Source organism: Burkholderia sp. USMB20 (assembly GCF_000949135.2).
GTDB lineage: Bacteria > Pseudomonadota > Gammaproteobacteria > Burkholderiales > Burkholderiaceae > Burkholderia.
Genome location: NZ_JTAN02000012.1, coordinates 803891 through 819497 on the forward strand (window position 1 = coordinate 803891; position 15607 = coordinate 819497).

General features: G+C 65.8%; 15 protein-coding genes. 7 read left to right on the plus strand and 8 right to left on the minus strand.

Annotation, left to right across the window (positions count from 1 at the left end; genetic code table 11):
* Positions 1-15: 15 nt before the first annotated feature.
* From PL79_RS17015 to PL79_RS17035, 5 genes are all read right to left on the minus strand, one after another.
* Positions 16-954, minus strand: coding sequence for a UDP-2,3-diacylglucosamine diphosphatase (locus PL79_RS17015; RefSeq protein WP_044844678.1), 939 nt, complete (start codon positions 952-954; stop codon positions 16-18).
* Positions 955-1213: 259 nt separating this feature from the next.
* Positions 1214-1726, minus strand: coding sequence for an RDD family protein (locus PL79_RS17020; protein WP_044844677.1), 513 nt, complete (start codon positions 1724-1726; stop codon positions 1214-1216).
* 6 nt (positions 1727-1732) lie between these two features.
* Positions 1733-2494: a DUF3106 domain-containing protein gene (locus PL79_RS17025; protein ID WP_044844676.1), complete on the minus strand. Its 762-nt coding sequence runs from the start codon at positions 2492-2494 to the stop codon at positions 1733-1735.
* A gap of 30 nt (positions 2495-2524) precedes the next feature.
* Positions 2525-2950, minus strand: a complete 426-nt coding sequence (locus tag PL79_RS17030; RefSeq protein WP_044844675.1) for a DUF3619 family protein — start codon at positions 2948-2950, stop codon at positions 2525-2527.
* On the minus strand, positions 2947-3510 hold the full coding sequence (locus PL79_RS17035; RefSeq protein ID WP_040144687.1) for an RNA polymerase sigma factor: 564 nt from the start codon (positions 3508-3510) through the stop codon (positions 2947-2949). The genes PL79_RS17030 and PL79_RS17035 overlap by 4 nt, the downstream gene beginning before the upstream one ends.
* A gap of 352 nt (positions 3511-3862) precedes the next feature.
* Between PL79_RS17035 and PL79_RS17040 the strand changes: the two genes are divergently transcribed.
* The 6 genes from PL79_RS17040 to PL79_RS17070 all read left to right on the plus strand — a co-directional run bounded on the left by PL79_RS17040 (position 3863) and on the right by PL79_RS17070 (position 10880).
* Positions 3863-5626 (plus strand): acetolactate synthase 3 catalytic subunit, encoded by a 1764-nt coding sequence (locus PL79_RS17040; RefSeq protein ID WP_044844674.1) that lies wholly within the window; start codon positions 3863-3865, stop codon positions 5624-5626.
* A 112-nt stretch (positions 5627-5738) separates the two neighbouring features.
* Positions 5739-6230, plus strand: a complete 492-nt coding sequence (gene ilvN / locus PL79_RS17045) for an acetolactate synthase small subunit (RefSeq protein ID WP_034207977.1) — start codon at positions 5739-5741, stop codon at positions 6228-6230.
* Positions 6231-6334: 104 nt separating this feature from the next.
* Positions 6335-7351, plus strand: a complete 1017-nt coding sequence (ilvC, locus tag PL79_RS17050) for a ketol-acid reductoisomerase (protein WP_044844673.1) — start codon at positions 6335-6337, stop codon at positions 7349-7351.
* Between the two features lie 127 nt (positions 7352-7478).
* Positions 7479-8123 carry a phosphatidylserine decarboxylase gene (locus tag PL79_RS17055; RefSeq protein ID WP_039370565.1) on the plus strand — a complete coding sequence of 215 codons (645 nt, stop codon included), beginning with the start codon at positions 7479-7481 and terminating at the stop codon, positions 8121-8123.
* Positions 8124-8138: 15 nt separating this feature from the next.
* Positions 8139-9011, plus strand: a complete 873-nt coding sequence (gene pssA, locus PL79_RS17060; protein WP_044844672.1) for a CDP-diacylglycerol--serine O-phosphatidyltransferase — start codon at positions 8139-8141, stop codon at positions 9009-9011.
* 324 nt (positions 9012-9335) lie between these two features.
* Positions 9336-10880 carry a 2-isopropylmalate synthase gene (locus PL79_RS17070; RefSeq protein WP_044844671.1) on the plus strand — a complete coding sequence of 515 codons (1545 nt, stop codon included), beginning with the start codon at positions 9336-9338 and terminating at the stop codon, positions 10878-10880.
* Positions 10881-10959: 79 nt separating this feature from the next.
* Here PL79_RS17070 and PL79_RS17075 read toward each other — a convergent pair whose 3' ends face one another.
* From PL79_RS17075 to PL79_RS17085, 3 genes are all read right to left on the minus strand, one after another.
* On the minus strand, positions 10960-12510 hold the full coding sequence (locus PL79_RS17075) for a SulP family inorganic anion transporter (protein WP_044844670.1): 1551 nt from the start codon (positions 12508-12510) through the stop codon (positions 10960-10962).
* A gap of 36 nt (positions 12511-12546) precedes the next feature.
* Positions 12547-13188 carry a carbonic anhydrase gene (locus tag PL79_RS17080; protein WP_044844669.1) on the minus strand — a complete coding sequence of 214 codons (642 nt, stop codon included), beginning with the start codon at positions 13186-13188 and terminating at the stop codon, positions 12547-12549.
* 386 nt (positions 13189-13574) lie between these two features.
* A complete protein-coding gene (locus PL79_RS17085; RefSeq protein ID WP_044844668.1) occupies positions 13575-14087 on the minus strand; it encodes a hypothetical protein in 513 nt (170 codons plus the stop codon).
* A gap of 190 nt (positions 14088-14277) precedes the next feature.
* On the opposite strand from PL79_RS17085, the gene PL79_RS17090 reads away from it, so the two are divergent.
* Positions 14278-15537 (plus strand): branched-chain amino acid ABC transporter substrate-binding protein, encoded by a 1260-nt coding sequence (locus PL79_RS17090; RefSeq protein WP_044844733.1) that lies wholly within the window; start codon positions 14278-14280, stop codon positions 15535-15537.
* Positions 15538-15607 lie beyond the last annotated feature (70 nt).

Here is a 15607-nt window from a genome sequence, read left to right on the forward strand (position 1 = left end):
GTAAGTGGAGTTGTGTCAGGCAGTGGCCTTGGCCTTGCGCGACGGGGCAGCGGACGGCGCGGTGCGCATCGCCGTCCAGTAGACGACCTTCAGTTCGCCTTCCATCGTCTCGACGAGCGCGGACAGGCTCTCGACCCAGTCGCCGTCGTTGCAGTACAGCACGCCGTCGATGTCGCGGATCTCCGCCTTGTGGATGTGCCCGCACACGACGCCGTCGCAGCCGCGGCGGCGCGCCTCGTCGGTCATCACGGTCTCGAACTGCGAGATGAAGTTCACCGCGTTCTTCACCTGATGCTTCAGGTACTGCGACAGCGACCAGTACTGGAAGCCCAGCCGGCTGCGGATCCGGTTGAACCAGCGGTTCAGCACGAGGATCAGCGTGTAGAGCGTGTCGCCGAGATACGCGAGCCATTTCGCGTGCTGGATCACGCCGTCGAACAGGTCGCCGTGCACGATCCACAAACGTTTGCCGGCGAGCGTCGTGTGGAACGCCTCGCCGCGCACCTGGATGTCGCCGAACGCGAGGTCGCAGAACTGCCGCGCGCCTTCGTCGTGGTTGCCCGGGATGTAGACGACCTGCGTGCCCTTGCGCGCCTTGCGCAGCACCTTCTGCACGACGTCGTTGTGCGCCTGCGGCCAGTACCAGCCTTTCTTCAGCTGCCAGCCGTCGATGATGTCGCCGACGAGGTACAGGTATTCCGAATCGTTGTGGCGCAGGAAATCGAGCAGGTACGGCGCCTGGCAGCCGCTCGAGCCGAGATGGATGTCGGACAGCCAGATCGTGCGGTAGCGATGGGTGGACGGCTCGGGGTCGTCGCGCTGCGTGACGTGTGCGGCCGCCGGTTCGTGCGGCGAAAGGGCATCGGTTGCGGCCGAGCCGGACAGGAAGGCGGTGACGGCGCGGGCGCCGAGCGGTTGACGGAACAGGGAGGTCGCGGACGTTTTCTGGCCCATGCATGACTCGCGCCGGTTGACATTACCGGCATTGCGCCATGCGGGCGTGACCATGCCGTGACAGTCACGAGACGTTCTTATTACTGTCGTCGCGGCGTGTTTAGCAGTGAATGTGGCGGTGTTGCGTAACCTGCCGAACCGACCGGCCTGCGGTTACCGTGCAAGCCGCGCGGGGCGGGCGTGTGGGCGGTTTCGAGGGGTTTTATATGATGAATGCACGGATGCACGGAGCCGTCCCGCGATCACGCGAACCGCGCGGTCAGCGCGGAATCGCGACGACGCGCGTGCGGGCGATGCGGTCGTGCGGAAACTGGCGATCGCTATGCAGGCGGGCGGCGCCGGCCCATACGACGATCCATGCGGCGGCGAGCGCGAGCGTGACGGGCACCGACAGGCCGAGGAGCGGATGCAGTGCGAGCGGCGGCAGGAACCACAGCCAGCCGAGCGCGTAGCGGACGAGCGCGTGGCCGGCGTTCAGCGGCCGGCCGCTCGACGATTCGAGCCGCAGCCGCCAGGTCTTCATCGGCAGCGTCTGGCCGCCATGGGTCCAGAACCAGACGAAGTACGCGCCGACGACGAGTGCGATCCACGCGGCGAGCAGGTTGTGATGGACGAGGCCGTTGCGCTGCTGCGTCGCGAGGCTGAAGGCGAGGGCGGCGAAAAATACGACGCCGAACAGCAGCACGGCTTCGTACAGCATCGCCGCGAGGCGCCGCCGCACGGACGGCGCGGCGGCGACGGCCGGGGCCTCGGGTGCGGGGGCGCTTGCCACGGCGGGTCAGGAACCCTTGAACATCGACGGCGCGTCGGCCGGCGACACGGGCGTGACGGTCGCGGGTGCGGGGGCGGTGCCGGACGTGGCCGATGCGGTCACCGGCGGCGCGCCGGCGCCGACCGATGCGGGCGCCGGTGCCGCAACAGGGTTGCTCGCCGGATGTTCGTGCGAATTGACGAGGCGGCGCACGTCGCGGTCGGCGACGGTCGGCGGCGCGCTGACGACGCTCGGCCGGCGCCGGCGCTCGGTCGCGGCGAGGCGCTGCTTCTGTTCTTCGGGCAGTTGCTGGTAGGCCTTCCATGCGCGCTCGCGCGCCTGCGCGGAAAGCTCCTTCGCGCTCTGGTAATTCTCGCGCGCGACGCGGCGCTGCTCGGGCGTCATCCGCGCCCACTCGGACATCCTGTCCTGCAGGTGTTTCTGCTCATCGGGCGTCAATTTCGCGAAACGGGACGCGATCTTCAGCCATTTGCGCTTGCGCGCATCGCTGAAGCCATCCCACTGATCGGCGAACGGCGCGAGTGCCTCGCGTTGCGCGGGCGTCAGGCGCGCCCACGACAGCGGGCCGTTGGCGGCCGGCAGCGGCAGGGGCAGCGGGGCGAGTTCGGTGGTCAGGCCGGCTGCGGCCGAGGTCGGCGCGGGCGCGCTGCTGGCCGCGGCGGAGACCGTCGCGGGGGGCGGGTTGAATCGGGAATAGGTGGCGACGTAGGAAATGGCGATCGCGATCACGCATCCGAAAAATACGGCCAGGCCGCGTTTCTGATTCACCCGTGCGATCCCCTCGTTATTGTCTGTTTGTTAGCGTGTGTGCGAAAGATACGCGTTGAACCCGTGATCGAGATACGCGTTGAGCGGCAGGTCGTCGCTGAGCATCGCCGCGTCGATGTCGGCGAGTTCGGCGGTGCGCTGCATGTCTTCCCAGTACGCGATGCCGACGAGCCCCGCGAGCAGCAGCGCGAGCGGCCACGCGCGCAGCAGGCGGCGCGCGAACGACGTCTGCGGACGGCTCGCGGGCGGCGTGCCGTATGCGGCGGCGGCACCGGCGAAGGCGGGCACGAACACCGGCGCGGTGGCGGCTTCCGGCTTCTTGCGCGCGAGCGCGGCCCGGCGCGCGACGGCCAGACGATCGGTGGTCGCGGCAGGCAGCGCCGCGGCACGTTCGTCCAGTGCGCGGCGGACCTTCAGCGCGAATTCGTGTTCTCGATTTACGGGAGCGGAGCTCATAGCGTGATTCCTTTGGCCTTGAGCGCTTGCGCCAGGGCATGGGTGGCTCGCGAGCAGTGCGTCTTGACGCTGCCTTCGGAGCACCCCATTGCGGCGGCAGTCTCGGCGACATCCATATCTTCCCAATAACGCATCAGGAACGCTTCCCGTTGACGCGTCGGAAGTTTCTGGATTTCTTCGTCGATCAGGGCCAGAACCTGCTCCCGCTCGAGGCGGTGCTCGGTGCTCTCGACACCTGCATTGTCGTCCGCGGACTCGAGCGTTTCCAGCGGATCGAAGTCCTCGTCGTCCGTATTGTTGAGCGACGAGAACAACGTGACCCAGGTGTTGCGGACCTTCTGCCGGCGGAACCAGTCGTGGATCGCGTTCTGCAGGATCCGCTGGAACAGCAGCGGCAGTTCGGCCGCCGGCCGGTCGCCGTATTTCTCCGCCAGCTTGATCATCGCGTCCTGCACGATGTCGAGCGACGCATCGTCGTCACGCACGGCGTACGCAGCCTGCTTGAACGCGCGCCTTTCGACGCCCGCCAGAAAGTCGGCGAGTTCCTTGTCTGATGCCATTCCGTAAAGGTATGCGCTGCGGACTGCGGCGTGTGAAAGGTCGAAAAATTTCGTAAAACCCGCGGATGCTAACAAATTTTCGCGCGACTTGGCACCGGTTGCGGCTCGCCCCGTTGCTTGCGAGCCGCGTCCGCGGCCCGCCGGGCGGGGCGCATGATGCGCTGCGGGATATTTTGCTTGACGACCCAATCATGACCCGCTATCGTCAGCGATTCGCAACATGAAGTGATGGTCTCATTTGAGGCTGGCCCAAGAAGCCCGCCCTTCAAACTGGACGCGCCGCTTGAACCCGAGCCACAAGCCCGGCAGAGAGCACCCGATCAATTTTTTGCCGAAAATTCGAAAGGTCAAAATGAACATGCCCAGCGCGGAATTCTCCACGTCGGAACCCCTTTCCCCTCCCGATAGCGACTCCATCGGCGCCACCGTGCTCATGAAGGCACTGGCCGACGAAAACGTCGAATTCATCTGGGGCTACCCCGGCGGCTCGGTACTCTACATCTACGACGAGCTTTACAAGCAGGACAAGATTCAGCACGTGCTGGTGCGCCACGAACAGGCGGCCGTGCACGCAGCCGATGCGTATGCGCGTTCCACCGGCAATGTCGGCGTCTGTCTCGTGACGTCCGGCCCCGGTGTCACCAATGCGGTGACCGGCATCGCGACGGCCTACATGGATTCGATCCCGATGGTCGTGATCAGCGGCCAGGTGCCGACTGCCGCGATCGGCCAGGACGCGTTCCAGGAATGCGATACGGTCGGTATCACGCGTCCGTGCGTGAAGCACAACTTCCTCGTGAAGGACGTGCGCGACCTCGCGGAAACCGTCAAGAAGGCGTTCTACATCGCCCGCACCGGCCGTCCGGGCCCGGTGCTGATCGACATCCCGAAGGACATCTCCAAGACACCGTGCCAGTACGAGCCGGTCAAGAGCGTGTCGCTGCGCTCGTACAACCCCGTCACGAAGGGCCATTCGGGCCAGATCCGCAAGGCCGTGTCGCTGCTGCTGTCGGCGAAGCGTCCCTATATCTACACGGGCGGCGGCATCATCCTCGCCGATGCGGCACGCGAACTGAACCAGTTCGCCGACCTGCTCGGCTACCCGGTCACGAACACGCTGATGGGCCTCGGCGGCTATCGCGCGTCGGACAAGAAATTCCTCGGCATGCTTGGCATGCACGGCACCTACGAAGCGAACATGGCGATGCAGCACTGTGACGTGCTGATCGCGATCGGCGCGCGCTTCGACGACCGCGTGATCGGCGACCCGGCGCACTTCGCGTCGCGTCCGCGCAAGATCATTCACATCGACATCGACCCGTCGTCGATCTCGAAGCGCGTGAAGGTCGACATCCCGATCGTCGGCGACGTGAAGGAAGTGCTGAAGGAGCTGATCGAGCAGCTGCAGACGGCCGAGCATGGCCCCGACACCGACGCGCTCGCGCAATGGTGGAAGGACATCGAAAGCTGGCGCGCGAAAGACTGCCTGAAGTTCGACCGCGACAGCGAGATCATCAAGCCGCAGTACGTGGTCGAGAAGGCGTGGGAGCTGACGGACGGCAACGCGTTCGTGTGCTCGGACGTCGGCCAGCACCAGATGTGGGCTGCGCAGTTCTACCGTTTCAACAAGCCGCGTCGCTGGATCAACTCCGGCGGCCTCGGCACGATGGGCTTCGGCCTGCCGGCAGCGATGGGCGTCAAGATGGCGCACCCGGACGACGACGTGCTGTGCATCACGGGCGAAGGCTCGATCCAGATGTGCATCCAGGAACTGTCGACCTGCCTGCAGTACGACACGCCCGTGAAGATCATTTCGCTGAACAACCGCTATCTCGGCATGGTCCGCCAGTGGCAGCAGATCGAATACAGCAAGCGCTATTCGCATTCGTACATGGATGCGCTGCCCGATTTCGTGAAGCTCGCCGAAGCGTACGGCCATGTCGGCATGCGGATCGAAAAGACCTCAGATGTGGAGCCGGCGCTGAAGGAAGCGCTGCGCCTGAAGGACCGCACCGTGTTTCTCGACTTCCAGACCGATCCGACCGAAAACGTCTGGCCGATGGTACAGGCCGGCAAGGGCATCACCGAGATGCTGCTCGGATCGGAAGATCTGTAACGGCGCGACGCGCGTCCAGGCCGGGAGCGGCCGCCTTCACGAAGGGCGGTGCGGCACCGGGCGGCGCGCGGCGCGAGTGAATCGACACGGACACATTCTGGAAGAAGCGAACATGAGACACATCATTTCCGTCCTGCTGGAAAACGAACCGGGCGCGCTGTCGCGCGTGGTCGGTCTGTTTTCCGCACGCGGCTACAACATCGAAACCTTGACGGTGGCGCCGACCGAAGACCAATCGCTGTCGCGGCTCACCATCGTTTCCATTGGCTCCGACGACGTGATCGAACAGATCACGAAGCATCTGAACCGCCTGATCGAGGTGGTGAAAGTGGTGGACCTGACCGACGGTGCACACATCGAACGCGAGCTGATGCTGATCAAGGTACGTGCAGTGGGCAAGGAGCGCGAAGAAATGAAGCGGATGTCGGACATTTTCCGCGGCCGCATCATCGACGTGACCGAAAAGACCTACACGATCGAATTGACGGGCGCGAGCGACAAGCTCGACGCATTCATCCAGGGGCTGGACGCCACCGCGATCCTAGAGACCGTGCGTACCGGCAGCTCCGGCATCGGACGCGGCGAGCGCATCCTGAAGGTGTGATGCCGAAATTGCCAAAGAGGCACGCCGGGTGCGCCGTCATGTCCCGGCCCGCAGTACTCCATCTGAACGAATTGTTGAATTTTTGAATTAGCGAAGGAACCATCATGAACGTTTTCTACGACAAAGACGCTGACCTCTCCCTCATCAAGGGCAAGCAAGTCACGATCATCGGCTACGGCTCGCAAGGCCATGCACACGCACTGAACCTGAAGGACAGCGGCGTGAACGTGACGGTCGGCCTTCGCAAGGACGGCGCGTCGTGGAGCAAGGCTGAAAACGCAGGCCTCGCGGTCAAGGAAGTCGCGGAAGCGGTGAAGGGCGCGGACGTCGTCATGATGCTGCTGCCGGACGAGCAGATCGCCGACGTGTACGCGAAGGAAGTGCACGCGAACATCAAGCAGGGCGCCGCACTGGCATTCGCGCACGGCTTCAACGTCCACTACGGCCAGGTGATCCCGCGCGCCGACCTCGACGTGATCATGATCGCGCCGAAGGCCCCGGGCCACACCGTGCGCGGCACGTACTCGCAAGGTGGCGGCGTGCCGCACCTGATCGCGGTTGCGCAGAACAAGTCGGGCGCGGCACGCGACATCGCGCTGTCGTACGCGGCAGCGAACGGCGGCGGCCGTGCCGGCATCATCGAGACGAACTTCCGTGAAGAGACCGAAACCGACCTGTTCGGCGAGCAGGCCGTGCTGTGCGGCGGTACCGTCGAGCTGATCAAGGCAGGTTTCGAGACGCTGGTCGAAGCCGGCTACGCGCCGGAAATGGCGTACTTCGAGTGCCTGCACGAACTGAAGCTGATCGTCGACCTGATCTACGAAGGCGGCATCGCGAACATGAACTACTCGATCTCGAACAACGCCGAGTACGGCGAGTACGTGACGGGCCCGCGCGTCGTCACGGAAGAGACGAAGAAGGCGATGAAGCAGTGCCTGACCGACATCCAGACGGGCGAGTACGCCAAGAGCTTCATCCTCGAGAACAAGGCAGGCGCCCCGACGCTGCAGTCGCGCCGCCGCCTGACGGCCGAGCACCAGATCGAGCAGGTCGGTGCGAAGCTGCGCGCGATGATGCCGTGGATCGCGAAGAACAAGCTCGTCGACCAGACGAAGAACTAAGCACCGCGTGCTGCTCCGGCCCTTCGAGTGGAGGGTCGGTTTCAAAAAGCCGTCCGAAGGCAGCAGTGCCCCGGGCGGCTTTTGCTATCCTACGGGCTTTGCAATTCACCGAACACCGAACGAACCCATGAACTATCCTCATCCGATCATCGCGCGCGAAGGCTGGCCGTTCATCGCGATTGCAGCCGTCATCGCGTTGTTGATCCACGCCGTCGGGGGCTTCGGCTTCGCGTGGCCGTTCTGGCTGCTGCTCGTCTTCGTCGTCCAGTTCTTCCGCGATCCGCAGCGCCCGATCCCGGCGCAGCCGAATGCGGTGCTGTGCCCGGCCGACGGCCGCATCGTCGCGGTCGAGACCACGCAGGATCCGTATGCGAACCGCGAAGCGCTGAAGATCAGCGTGTTCATGAATGTCTTCAACGTCCATTCGCAGCGTTCGCCGGTCGACGGCGCGATCTCCAAGGTCGAGTACTTCCCGGGCGCGTTCCTGAACGCGGCGATCGACAAGGCGTCGACCGAGAACGAGCGCAATGCGGTCGTGATCCAGACGGCGAGCGGCAAGACCGTCACCGCCGTGCAGATCGCCGGCCTCGTCGCCCGCCGGATCCTCTGCTACGTGCGCGCCGGCGAGCCGCTGTCGCGCGGCCAGCGCTACGGTTTCATCCGCTTCGGTTCGCGCGTCGACGTGTATCTGCCGCTCGGCAGCCGCGCGAAGGTGTCGATCGGCGAGAAGGTCTACGCGTCGTCGACGATCCTCGCCGAGCTCGAACAGTAAGCGGCGGGGCGCACGATGGCCGCATTCAAACCGCGTCGGCCGCGTAACGGCTCGGGCCAGACGCCACGTCCGTTCCGCCGCAACAAGGGAATGGCGCCCGATCCCGCGCCGCTCGAGAGCCGCCGCGCCGCGCGCCAGCGGTTCCTGAAGACACGTGGCATCTATCTGCTGCCGAACGCATTCACGACCGCCGCGCTGTTCTGCGGCTTCTTCGCGGTCGTGCAGGCGATGAACGTGCGCTTCGAGATCGCCGCGATCGCGATCTTCGTCGCGATGGTGCTCGACGGGATGGACGGGCGCGTCGCGCGCATGACGCATACGCAAAGCGCGTTCGGCGAACAGTTCGACAGCCTGTCGGACATGGTGTCGTTCGGCGTCGCCCCCGCGCTCGTGATGTACGAGTGGGTGCTGAAGGATCTCGGCCGCTGGGGCTGGCTTGCCGCGTTCGTCTATTGCTCGGGCGCCGCGCTGCGTCTCGCGCGCTTCAACACGAACATCGGCAGCGTCGACAAGCGCTTCTTCCAGGGGCTGCCGAGCCCGGCCGCCGCCGCGCTGATCGCCGGCTTCGTCTGGCTCGCGACCGACAACCGCGTGCCGATGAAGCTCGGCTGGCTGCCGTGGGTCGCGTTCGCACTGACGATCTATGCGGGCGTGACGATGGTGTCGAACGCGCCGTTCTACAGCGGCAAGGCGCTCGACGTGCGGCACCGCGTGCCGTTCGCGGCGATCCTGCTGGTCGTCGTCGCGTTCGTGCTCGTGTCGTCTGATCCGCCGCTGATGCTGTTCTGCCTGTTCGTGCTGTACGGGCTGTCCGGCTACGTGTTCTGGGCCTACATGGCCGTGCGCGGGCGGGCGAATCCCGCGCGCTCGTCGCAACGCGACCACTGACGCGCAACCTGTCCGGAAACGGCGGCCTCGGAGATGATTCCGGGCCGCCGTTTTCATTTGCCCCTTTTTCGTGCGTCGGAGCCCGGTATCCCGGGTGCCGTCCGATTGCGCACCCGGCGGAATGTCGCTATAGTCTTCGGCATGACTGCATTTCCCCGCCTCTCCCTCCTTCTAGCCGGTGCGCCGCTACGCGCGCTAGCTTTGGCGCGCCTGCCGCGCTGACCGTTCTCGCCCTCCGTCAAGCCTCGTCTGTTGTTGAGCGTCGCCAGCGGTGGCGCGATCTCATTACGTTCGATTCCCGTATAAAGAGCCCTGGAGCCCCCCATGACAGACAAGCTGATCATTTTCGATACGACGTTGCGTGACGGTGAACAATCGCCCGGCGCGTCGATGACGAAGGAAGAGAAAATCCGCATCGCGAAGCATCTCGAGCGGATGAAGGTCGACGTGATCGAGGCCGGTTTCGCGGCCAGCTCGAACGGCGATTTCGACGCGATCCACACGATCGCCGGTCTCGTGAAGGACAGCACGATCTGCTCGCTGGCGCGCGCCAACGACAAGGACATCCAGCGTGCGGCCGACGCGCTGAAGCCGGCCAACAGTTCGCGGATCCACACGTTCATCGCGACGTCGCCGCTGCACATGGAAAAGAAGCTGCGCATGACGCCGGACCAGGTGTTCGAGCAGGCGCGCCTCGCGGTGCGCTTCGCGCGCAAGTTCACCGACAACGTTGAATTCTCGCCGGAAGACGGCAGTCGTTCGGATCTCGACTTCCTGTGCCGCGTGCTGGAAGCGGTGATCGCCGAAGGGGCGACGACGATCAACATCGCCGACACGGTCGGCTACGGCGTGCCGGAACTCTACGGCAACCTCGTGAAGACGCTGCGCGAACGCATTCCGAACTCGGACAAGGCGATCTTCTCCGTGCATTGCCACAACGATCTCGGGATGGCGGTGGCGAACTCGCTCGCCGGCGTGAAGATCGGCGGCGCGCGCCAGGTCGAGTGCACGATCAATGGTCTCGGCGAGCGCGCGGGCAACACGTCGCTCGAGGAAATCGTGATGGCCGTGAAGACCCGCAAGGACTACTTCGGCCTCGACGTCGGCATCGACACGACGCAGATCGTGCCGACCTCGAAGCTCGTGTCGCAGATCACCGGTTTCGTCGTGCAGCCGAACAAGGCGGTGGTCGGCGCCAACGCGTTCGCGCACGCGTCGGGCATCCACCAGGACGGCGTGCTGAAGGCGCGCGACACCTACGAAATCATGCGCGCGGAAGACGTGGGCTGGACCGCGAACAAGATCGTGCTCGGCAAGCTGTCGGGTCGCAACGCGTTCAAGCAGCGCCTGCAGGAGCTTGGCGTGTCGCTCGACAGCGAAGCCGAACTGAACGCCGCGTTCATGCGCTTCAAGGACCTCGCCGACCGCAAGGCCGAGATCTTCGACGAAGACATCATCGCGATCGTCTCGGAAGAATCGGCGCTCGCGCACGAGCAGGAGCACTTCAAGTTCGTGTCGCTGTCGCAGCGTTCGGAGACGGGCGAGCAGCCGCAGGCGAAGATCGTGTTCGCGGTCGAAGGCAAGGAAGTGACCGGCGAGGCACGCGGCAACGGGCCGGTCGACGCGACGTTCAACGCGATCGAGGGTGAAGTCGGCAGCGGTTCCGAACTGCTGCTGTACTCGGTGAACGCGATCACGACCGGCACGCAGGCGCAGGGCGAAGTGACGGTCCGGCTGTCGAAGAGCGGGCGGATCGTCAACGGTGTCGGCACCGATCCGGACATCGTCGCCGCGTCCGCGAAGGCGTACATCTCGGCGCTGAACAAGCTGCATTCGAAGGACGACAAGGTCAACCCGCAGCGCGCGTAAGCGCTGCGCGTCGAGCGCCCGAAGCACACGAAACGCCCCGTGCGGCCTCGCGCCGCGCGGGGCGTTTTTCATGCGCCGCTCATTCGGCGGCCGGCGCGCGGAACGACCAGCGGCGAGCGGCCGGGCGGGGCGCCGGGCTGCGGCGGCGGAATTCGACCGCGATCCCGCGCCGCGGCGCATCGGCGATGAACGCGTCGAGCAGTTCGAGCACGTCGTGGTCGATGTAGTCGGCGCGCGTCGCGTCGATGATCACGGCCGCGCGGTCCGGAATGTGCCGCAGGTGATGCTTGACCTGCACCTTGCCGAGGAACGACACGTCCTTGCGGAACGACAGCAGGAAGTGGTCGTCGTGCTGCGCGAGCGTGACGGGGCTCTTCAGGTTCGCCACCGCGACCGCCAGCACGCTGCAGGCGAGGCCGAGCGCGATGCCGAACAGCAGGTCGACCGCCAGCACGCCCGCGATCGTCGCGGCGAACGGCACGAACGCGGCCGGGCCCTGCTTCAGCACCGAGCGGAACAGCGCCGGTTTCGCGAGCTTGAAGCCGGTGTGGATCAGGATCGCCGCGAGGCTCGCGAGCGGGATCAGGTTGATCAGCCCGGTGAGTGCGAACACGCTGGCGAGCAGCAGGATCCCGTGCACGATCGCCGACATCCGGCTTTGGGCACCCGCGTTCACGTTGACCGAACTGCGCACGATCACCGACGTGATCGGCAGCCCGCCGACCGCGCCCGCGACGAGATTGCCGACGCCCTGGGCCTTGAGTTCGCGGTCCGGCTGGGTCGGCCGGCGCTTCGGATCGATCTGTTCGACCGCCTCCAGGCTCAGCAGCGTCTCGAGGCTCGCGACGACCGCGAGCGTGATCGCGACGCGCCACACGTCCGGATTGACGAGTTGCGCGAAGTTCGGGCCGAGCTCGGCATGCTTCAGCGATGCCGCGAGCGCCGCGAACGATTCGAGCTCCGGCAGCGTGACGCGATGCGCGGCGCCCGGCGCGACCGACGGTGCAACGACGCCGAGCACCAGCGTCGCGCCGATGCCGAACACGACGACCGCGAGCGGCGCAGGCACCGCGCGTACCCAGCCGAAGCGCTTGAGCGCGGGCGTGTCCCACGCGACCAGCAGCGCGAGCGAGGCGAGCGCGATGGCCGTTGCGGCCCAGGCGGTCGGCAGGCCGGGCCATGATGCAAACGATTGCGCGGCCGGCCCGCCGATGCCGAATGCGAACGGAATCTGCTTCACGACCAGCAGCAGGCCGATCGCCGCGAGCATGCCCTTGATGACGGGCGACGGTACGTACGCGGCGAAGCGGCCGGCGCGCAGCATGCCGAAGCCGAACTGCAGCACGCCGGACAGCAGCACCGCGAGCAGGAACGCGGAAAAGCTGCCGAGTTGCGCGATCCCTTCGACGACGATCACGACGAGGCCGGCGGCCGGCCCGCTGACCGACAGTGACGAGCCGCTCAACAGCGCGACGATGATCCCGCCGACGATGCCGGACACGAGCCCGGCGAACGGCTCGACGCCGGACGCATTGGCGATGCCGAGACATAACGGCAGCGCGACGAGGAACACGACGATGCCGGCGACGATGTCGCGCGGCAGGATGGACAGGCGGTCGTTCAGTTTCATGGTTGGGGTGATTTCATTGGCGTAGGGAGGGGCGGGTCAGCCGAGAGCGACGGCCATGGCGGCATGCTCCGGTTCGGCTTCGGCCGGCGCTGTCGTGTAGCCGGAATCGAGTTCCTTCAGGCGGCCGTCGGCGAGCGAAAAGATCCAGCCGTGCACGAGCGGCGGCCGCTGCCGGCCATGCACGATCGGCGAAGCGCGCAGCAGCCGCACCTGTTCGAGCACGTTGAGTTCCGCCAGGCGGTCGGCGGCGGCCGTGTCGTCGAGTCCGTCGAGCGTGTCGCGATGGCGCCGTGCAAGCGCGCACAGCGGCGCGATGCGGCGCGCGACGTGCGGCAGGTCGGCCGGCGGCGGCAGCAGCGACGCGCGCACCCCGCCGCATCCGTAGTGGCCGCACACGATCACGTGGTCGACTTCGAGCACGCGCACGGCGTACTCGAGCACGCTCGCGGAATTGTCGTCGTCGGGATGGAACAGGTTCGCGATGTTGCGATGGACGAACAGCTCGCCGGGCACGCAATGCGTGATGGTTTCGGCTGGCACCCGGCTGTCGGCGCAGCCGATCCACAGCACGCGCGGATTCTGGCCGCGCGCGAGTGCGTCGAAGAAACCGGGCGTATGCTCGTGCGTCTCGCGGGCCCAGGCGATGTTGGCAACCAGCATGCTCTTGGGGCGATTCATGAGGACTCCTTTCTGATAAGGACAAACAAATACCGGACGAAGTGGAGCAATAGGATGCTTTCTAAATTGAAAGGTTCAATTTCATCCGATATTAGGGGTATGCCCTAACATCCGGTGCCAATGATACAAATTGTTTCAACTCGATCTGGCGAGGTGCACCGAATGCACCAATGCAACGCATGACATGTATCGTGCATGCCTGTTTCCCGCCGGCGGCCGCGTGGCGCGGGGCTCGCCGCGATGCTTTGGGCGCATATTCGATCGGAAAGGATTGCTGCTTCAATTCGAAATTAATCGAATATGACGGAAAAAATGAAATGGCCATTCACGCAACGATTCGTGAATGGCCATTGTGAAAATTTCGCGTAAATGCGCAATCGATCCGATCAGAACAGATTGCGGCGGTCGGGATCGTGCAGCGGGTCCGGTGTTTTCTGCGTGGTGCGCAGGATGCCCTGCGGGTCGAAGTAGAAGCTGTACATCATGTACCAGACGTTGTCTTCGAGATAGCGGTAGGTCCATACCTCGCGCTTCATCAGCGGGAAGTAGGACGTCTCGACCGGGCGGCCGAAATTGACGAGCACGTCGGTCTTGGTCCACTTGCCGATATCCGCGCGATAGAACTCGCTCGGCTGCAGCACCTGGCGCACGTTGACGATCCGGTGGGCCGCGTCGACGTCGGCCGCGATGGTGATCTCGCCCATCGGCTGGGTCGGCCACATCAGGCGCTTGCCGCCGCCGGGCAGGTCATAGATCTCGCGCGGCGGGCCCATGCGCGCGACGATCGCCGACTCGTCCTGGCCGGCCTGATATTGCTGCCACGGTTGCGCACAGCCGGCGAGCAGCGCCGCCGCACAGGCGACCAGCACCGGCAGGCGCGCGGAAATGCGAATGCGCATGGGATCCTCCAGAACGCTCTAACCGTTCAGTTGTATCACGGACGGCGCGCGCCGGCGCATCGTGCCGAAAAAATCGGTGCGGATCGCCGGCCGGGTGTCGTCGGGCTATCGTTGCGCGCCGGGCTTGCGGCCGGCGCCGCCCGCGTCCTATGATCCGCGCTTCTCGGACAGGTTGAAGGGCAGGGAGCCGATGCAGCTGTGGAAACGGTACGCGCTCGCATGGAGCGCCGGGTGGATGCTGGCGTCGTCCGCGTTCGCGGCAGGCGAGCCGGTGCGGATCGCGCTGATCGAAGGGATGTCGGGCCCGTTCGCGAACGCGGGCGCGGCCGTCGAGCGCAACCTGCGCTTCGGCGTCGAGCGGGTCAACGCGGCGGGCGGCGTGAAGCTGCGTGACGGCGCGCACCCGCTCGAACTCGTCGTGCTCGACAGCAAGGGCAGCCCGGAGGAGGCGCTGGTGCAGTTGCGCGCGGCGGCGGACCGGCACATCGGTTTCGTCGCGCAGGGCAACAGCTCGGCGGTCGCGGCCGCGCTCGTCGCGGCGCTCGACAAGCTGAACGCGCGCAATCCGGACAGCCGGATGCTGTTCCTCAACTATTCGGCCGACGATCCGGCGCTGACCGGTGCGCGCTGCAGCTTCTGGCATTTCCGCTTCGACGCGCACGCGGGGATGCGGATGGCCGCGCTGGCGGACGTGATGGCGCGCGACCGCCCGCTGCGCAAGGTCTACCTGCTGAACCAGGACTACAGCTTCGGCCACGACGTCAGCGCGCTGGCGCGGCAGGCGCTGGCCGAGCGGCGCCCCGACGTGACGATCGCCGGCGACGAATTCCACCCGATCGGCCGCATCAAGGATTTCTCGCCGTACATCGCGAAGATCCGCGCAAGCGGCGCGGACGCCGTCGTGACCGGCAACTGGGGCAACGACCTCACGCTGCTCGTGAAGGCGGCGCGCGAGCAGGGGCTGAACGCGAAGTTCTATACGTTCTATGGCAACAGCCTCGGCGCGCCGGCCGCGCTCGGCGATGCGGGCGTCGGCCGGGTGGTCGCCGTCGCGGACTGGCATCCGAACGCGGGCGGTGCGCAATCGGATGCGTTCTACCGCGCGTTCCGGACCCGTTTTCCCGCTGCCCCGGACGACTATCCGGTGCGACGGATGAGCCTGATGATCGAGATGCTCGCGGCGGCGATGAATCGCGCCGGCTCGTCCGACCCCATCGCAGTGGCGCGCGCGCTCGAAGGGCTGTCGCTCGACGACGGCTTCCACGCGTCGTCGATGCGGGCGCAGGATCACCAGTTGATCCAGCCCCTTTACATGATGGAAATGGACAAGGCCGGCACGCCGGGCGTGCGCTTCGACAACGAGGGCTCGGGATACGGTTTCCGGACCGTCCTCGCGGTGCCCGCGCAGCGCACGCAGATGCCGTCGACCTGCTCGATGACGCGCCCGTGACAGGAGGCGATGGAACGGCGTGCAGTTGTGCTACAATGCCCGCCGGTTGTAAGTCACGGCACGGCCATTC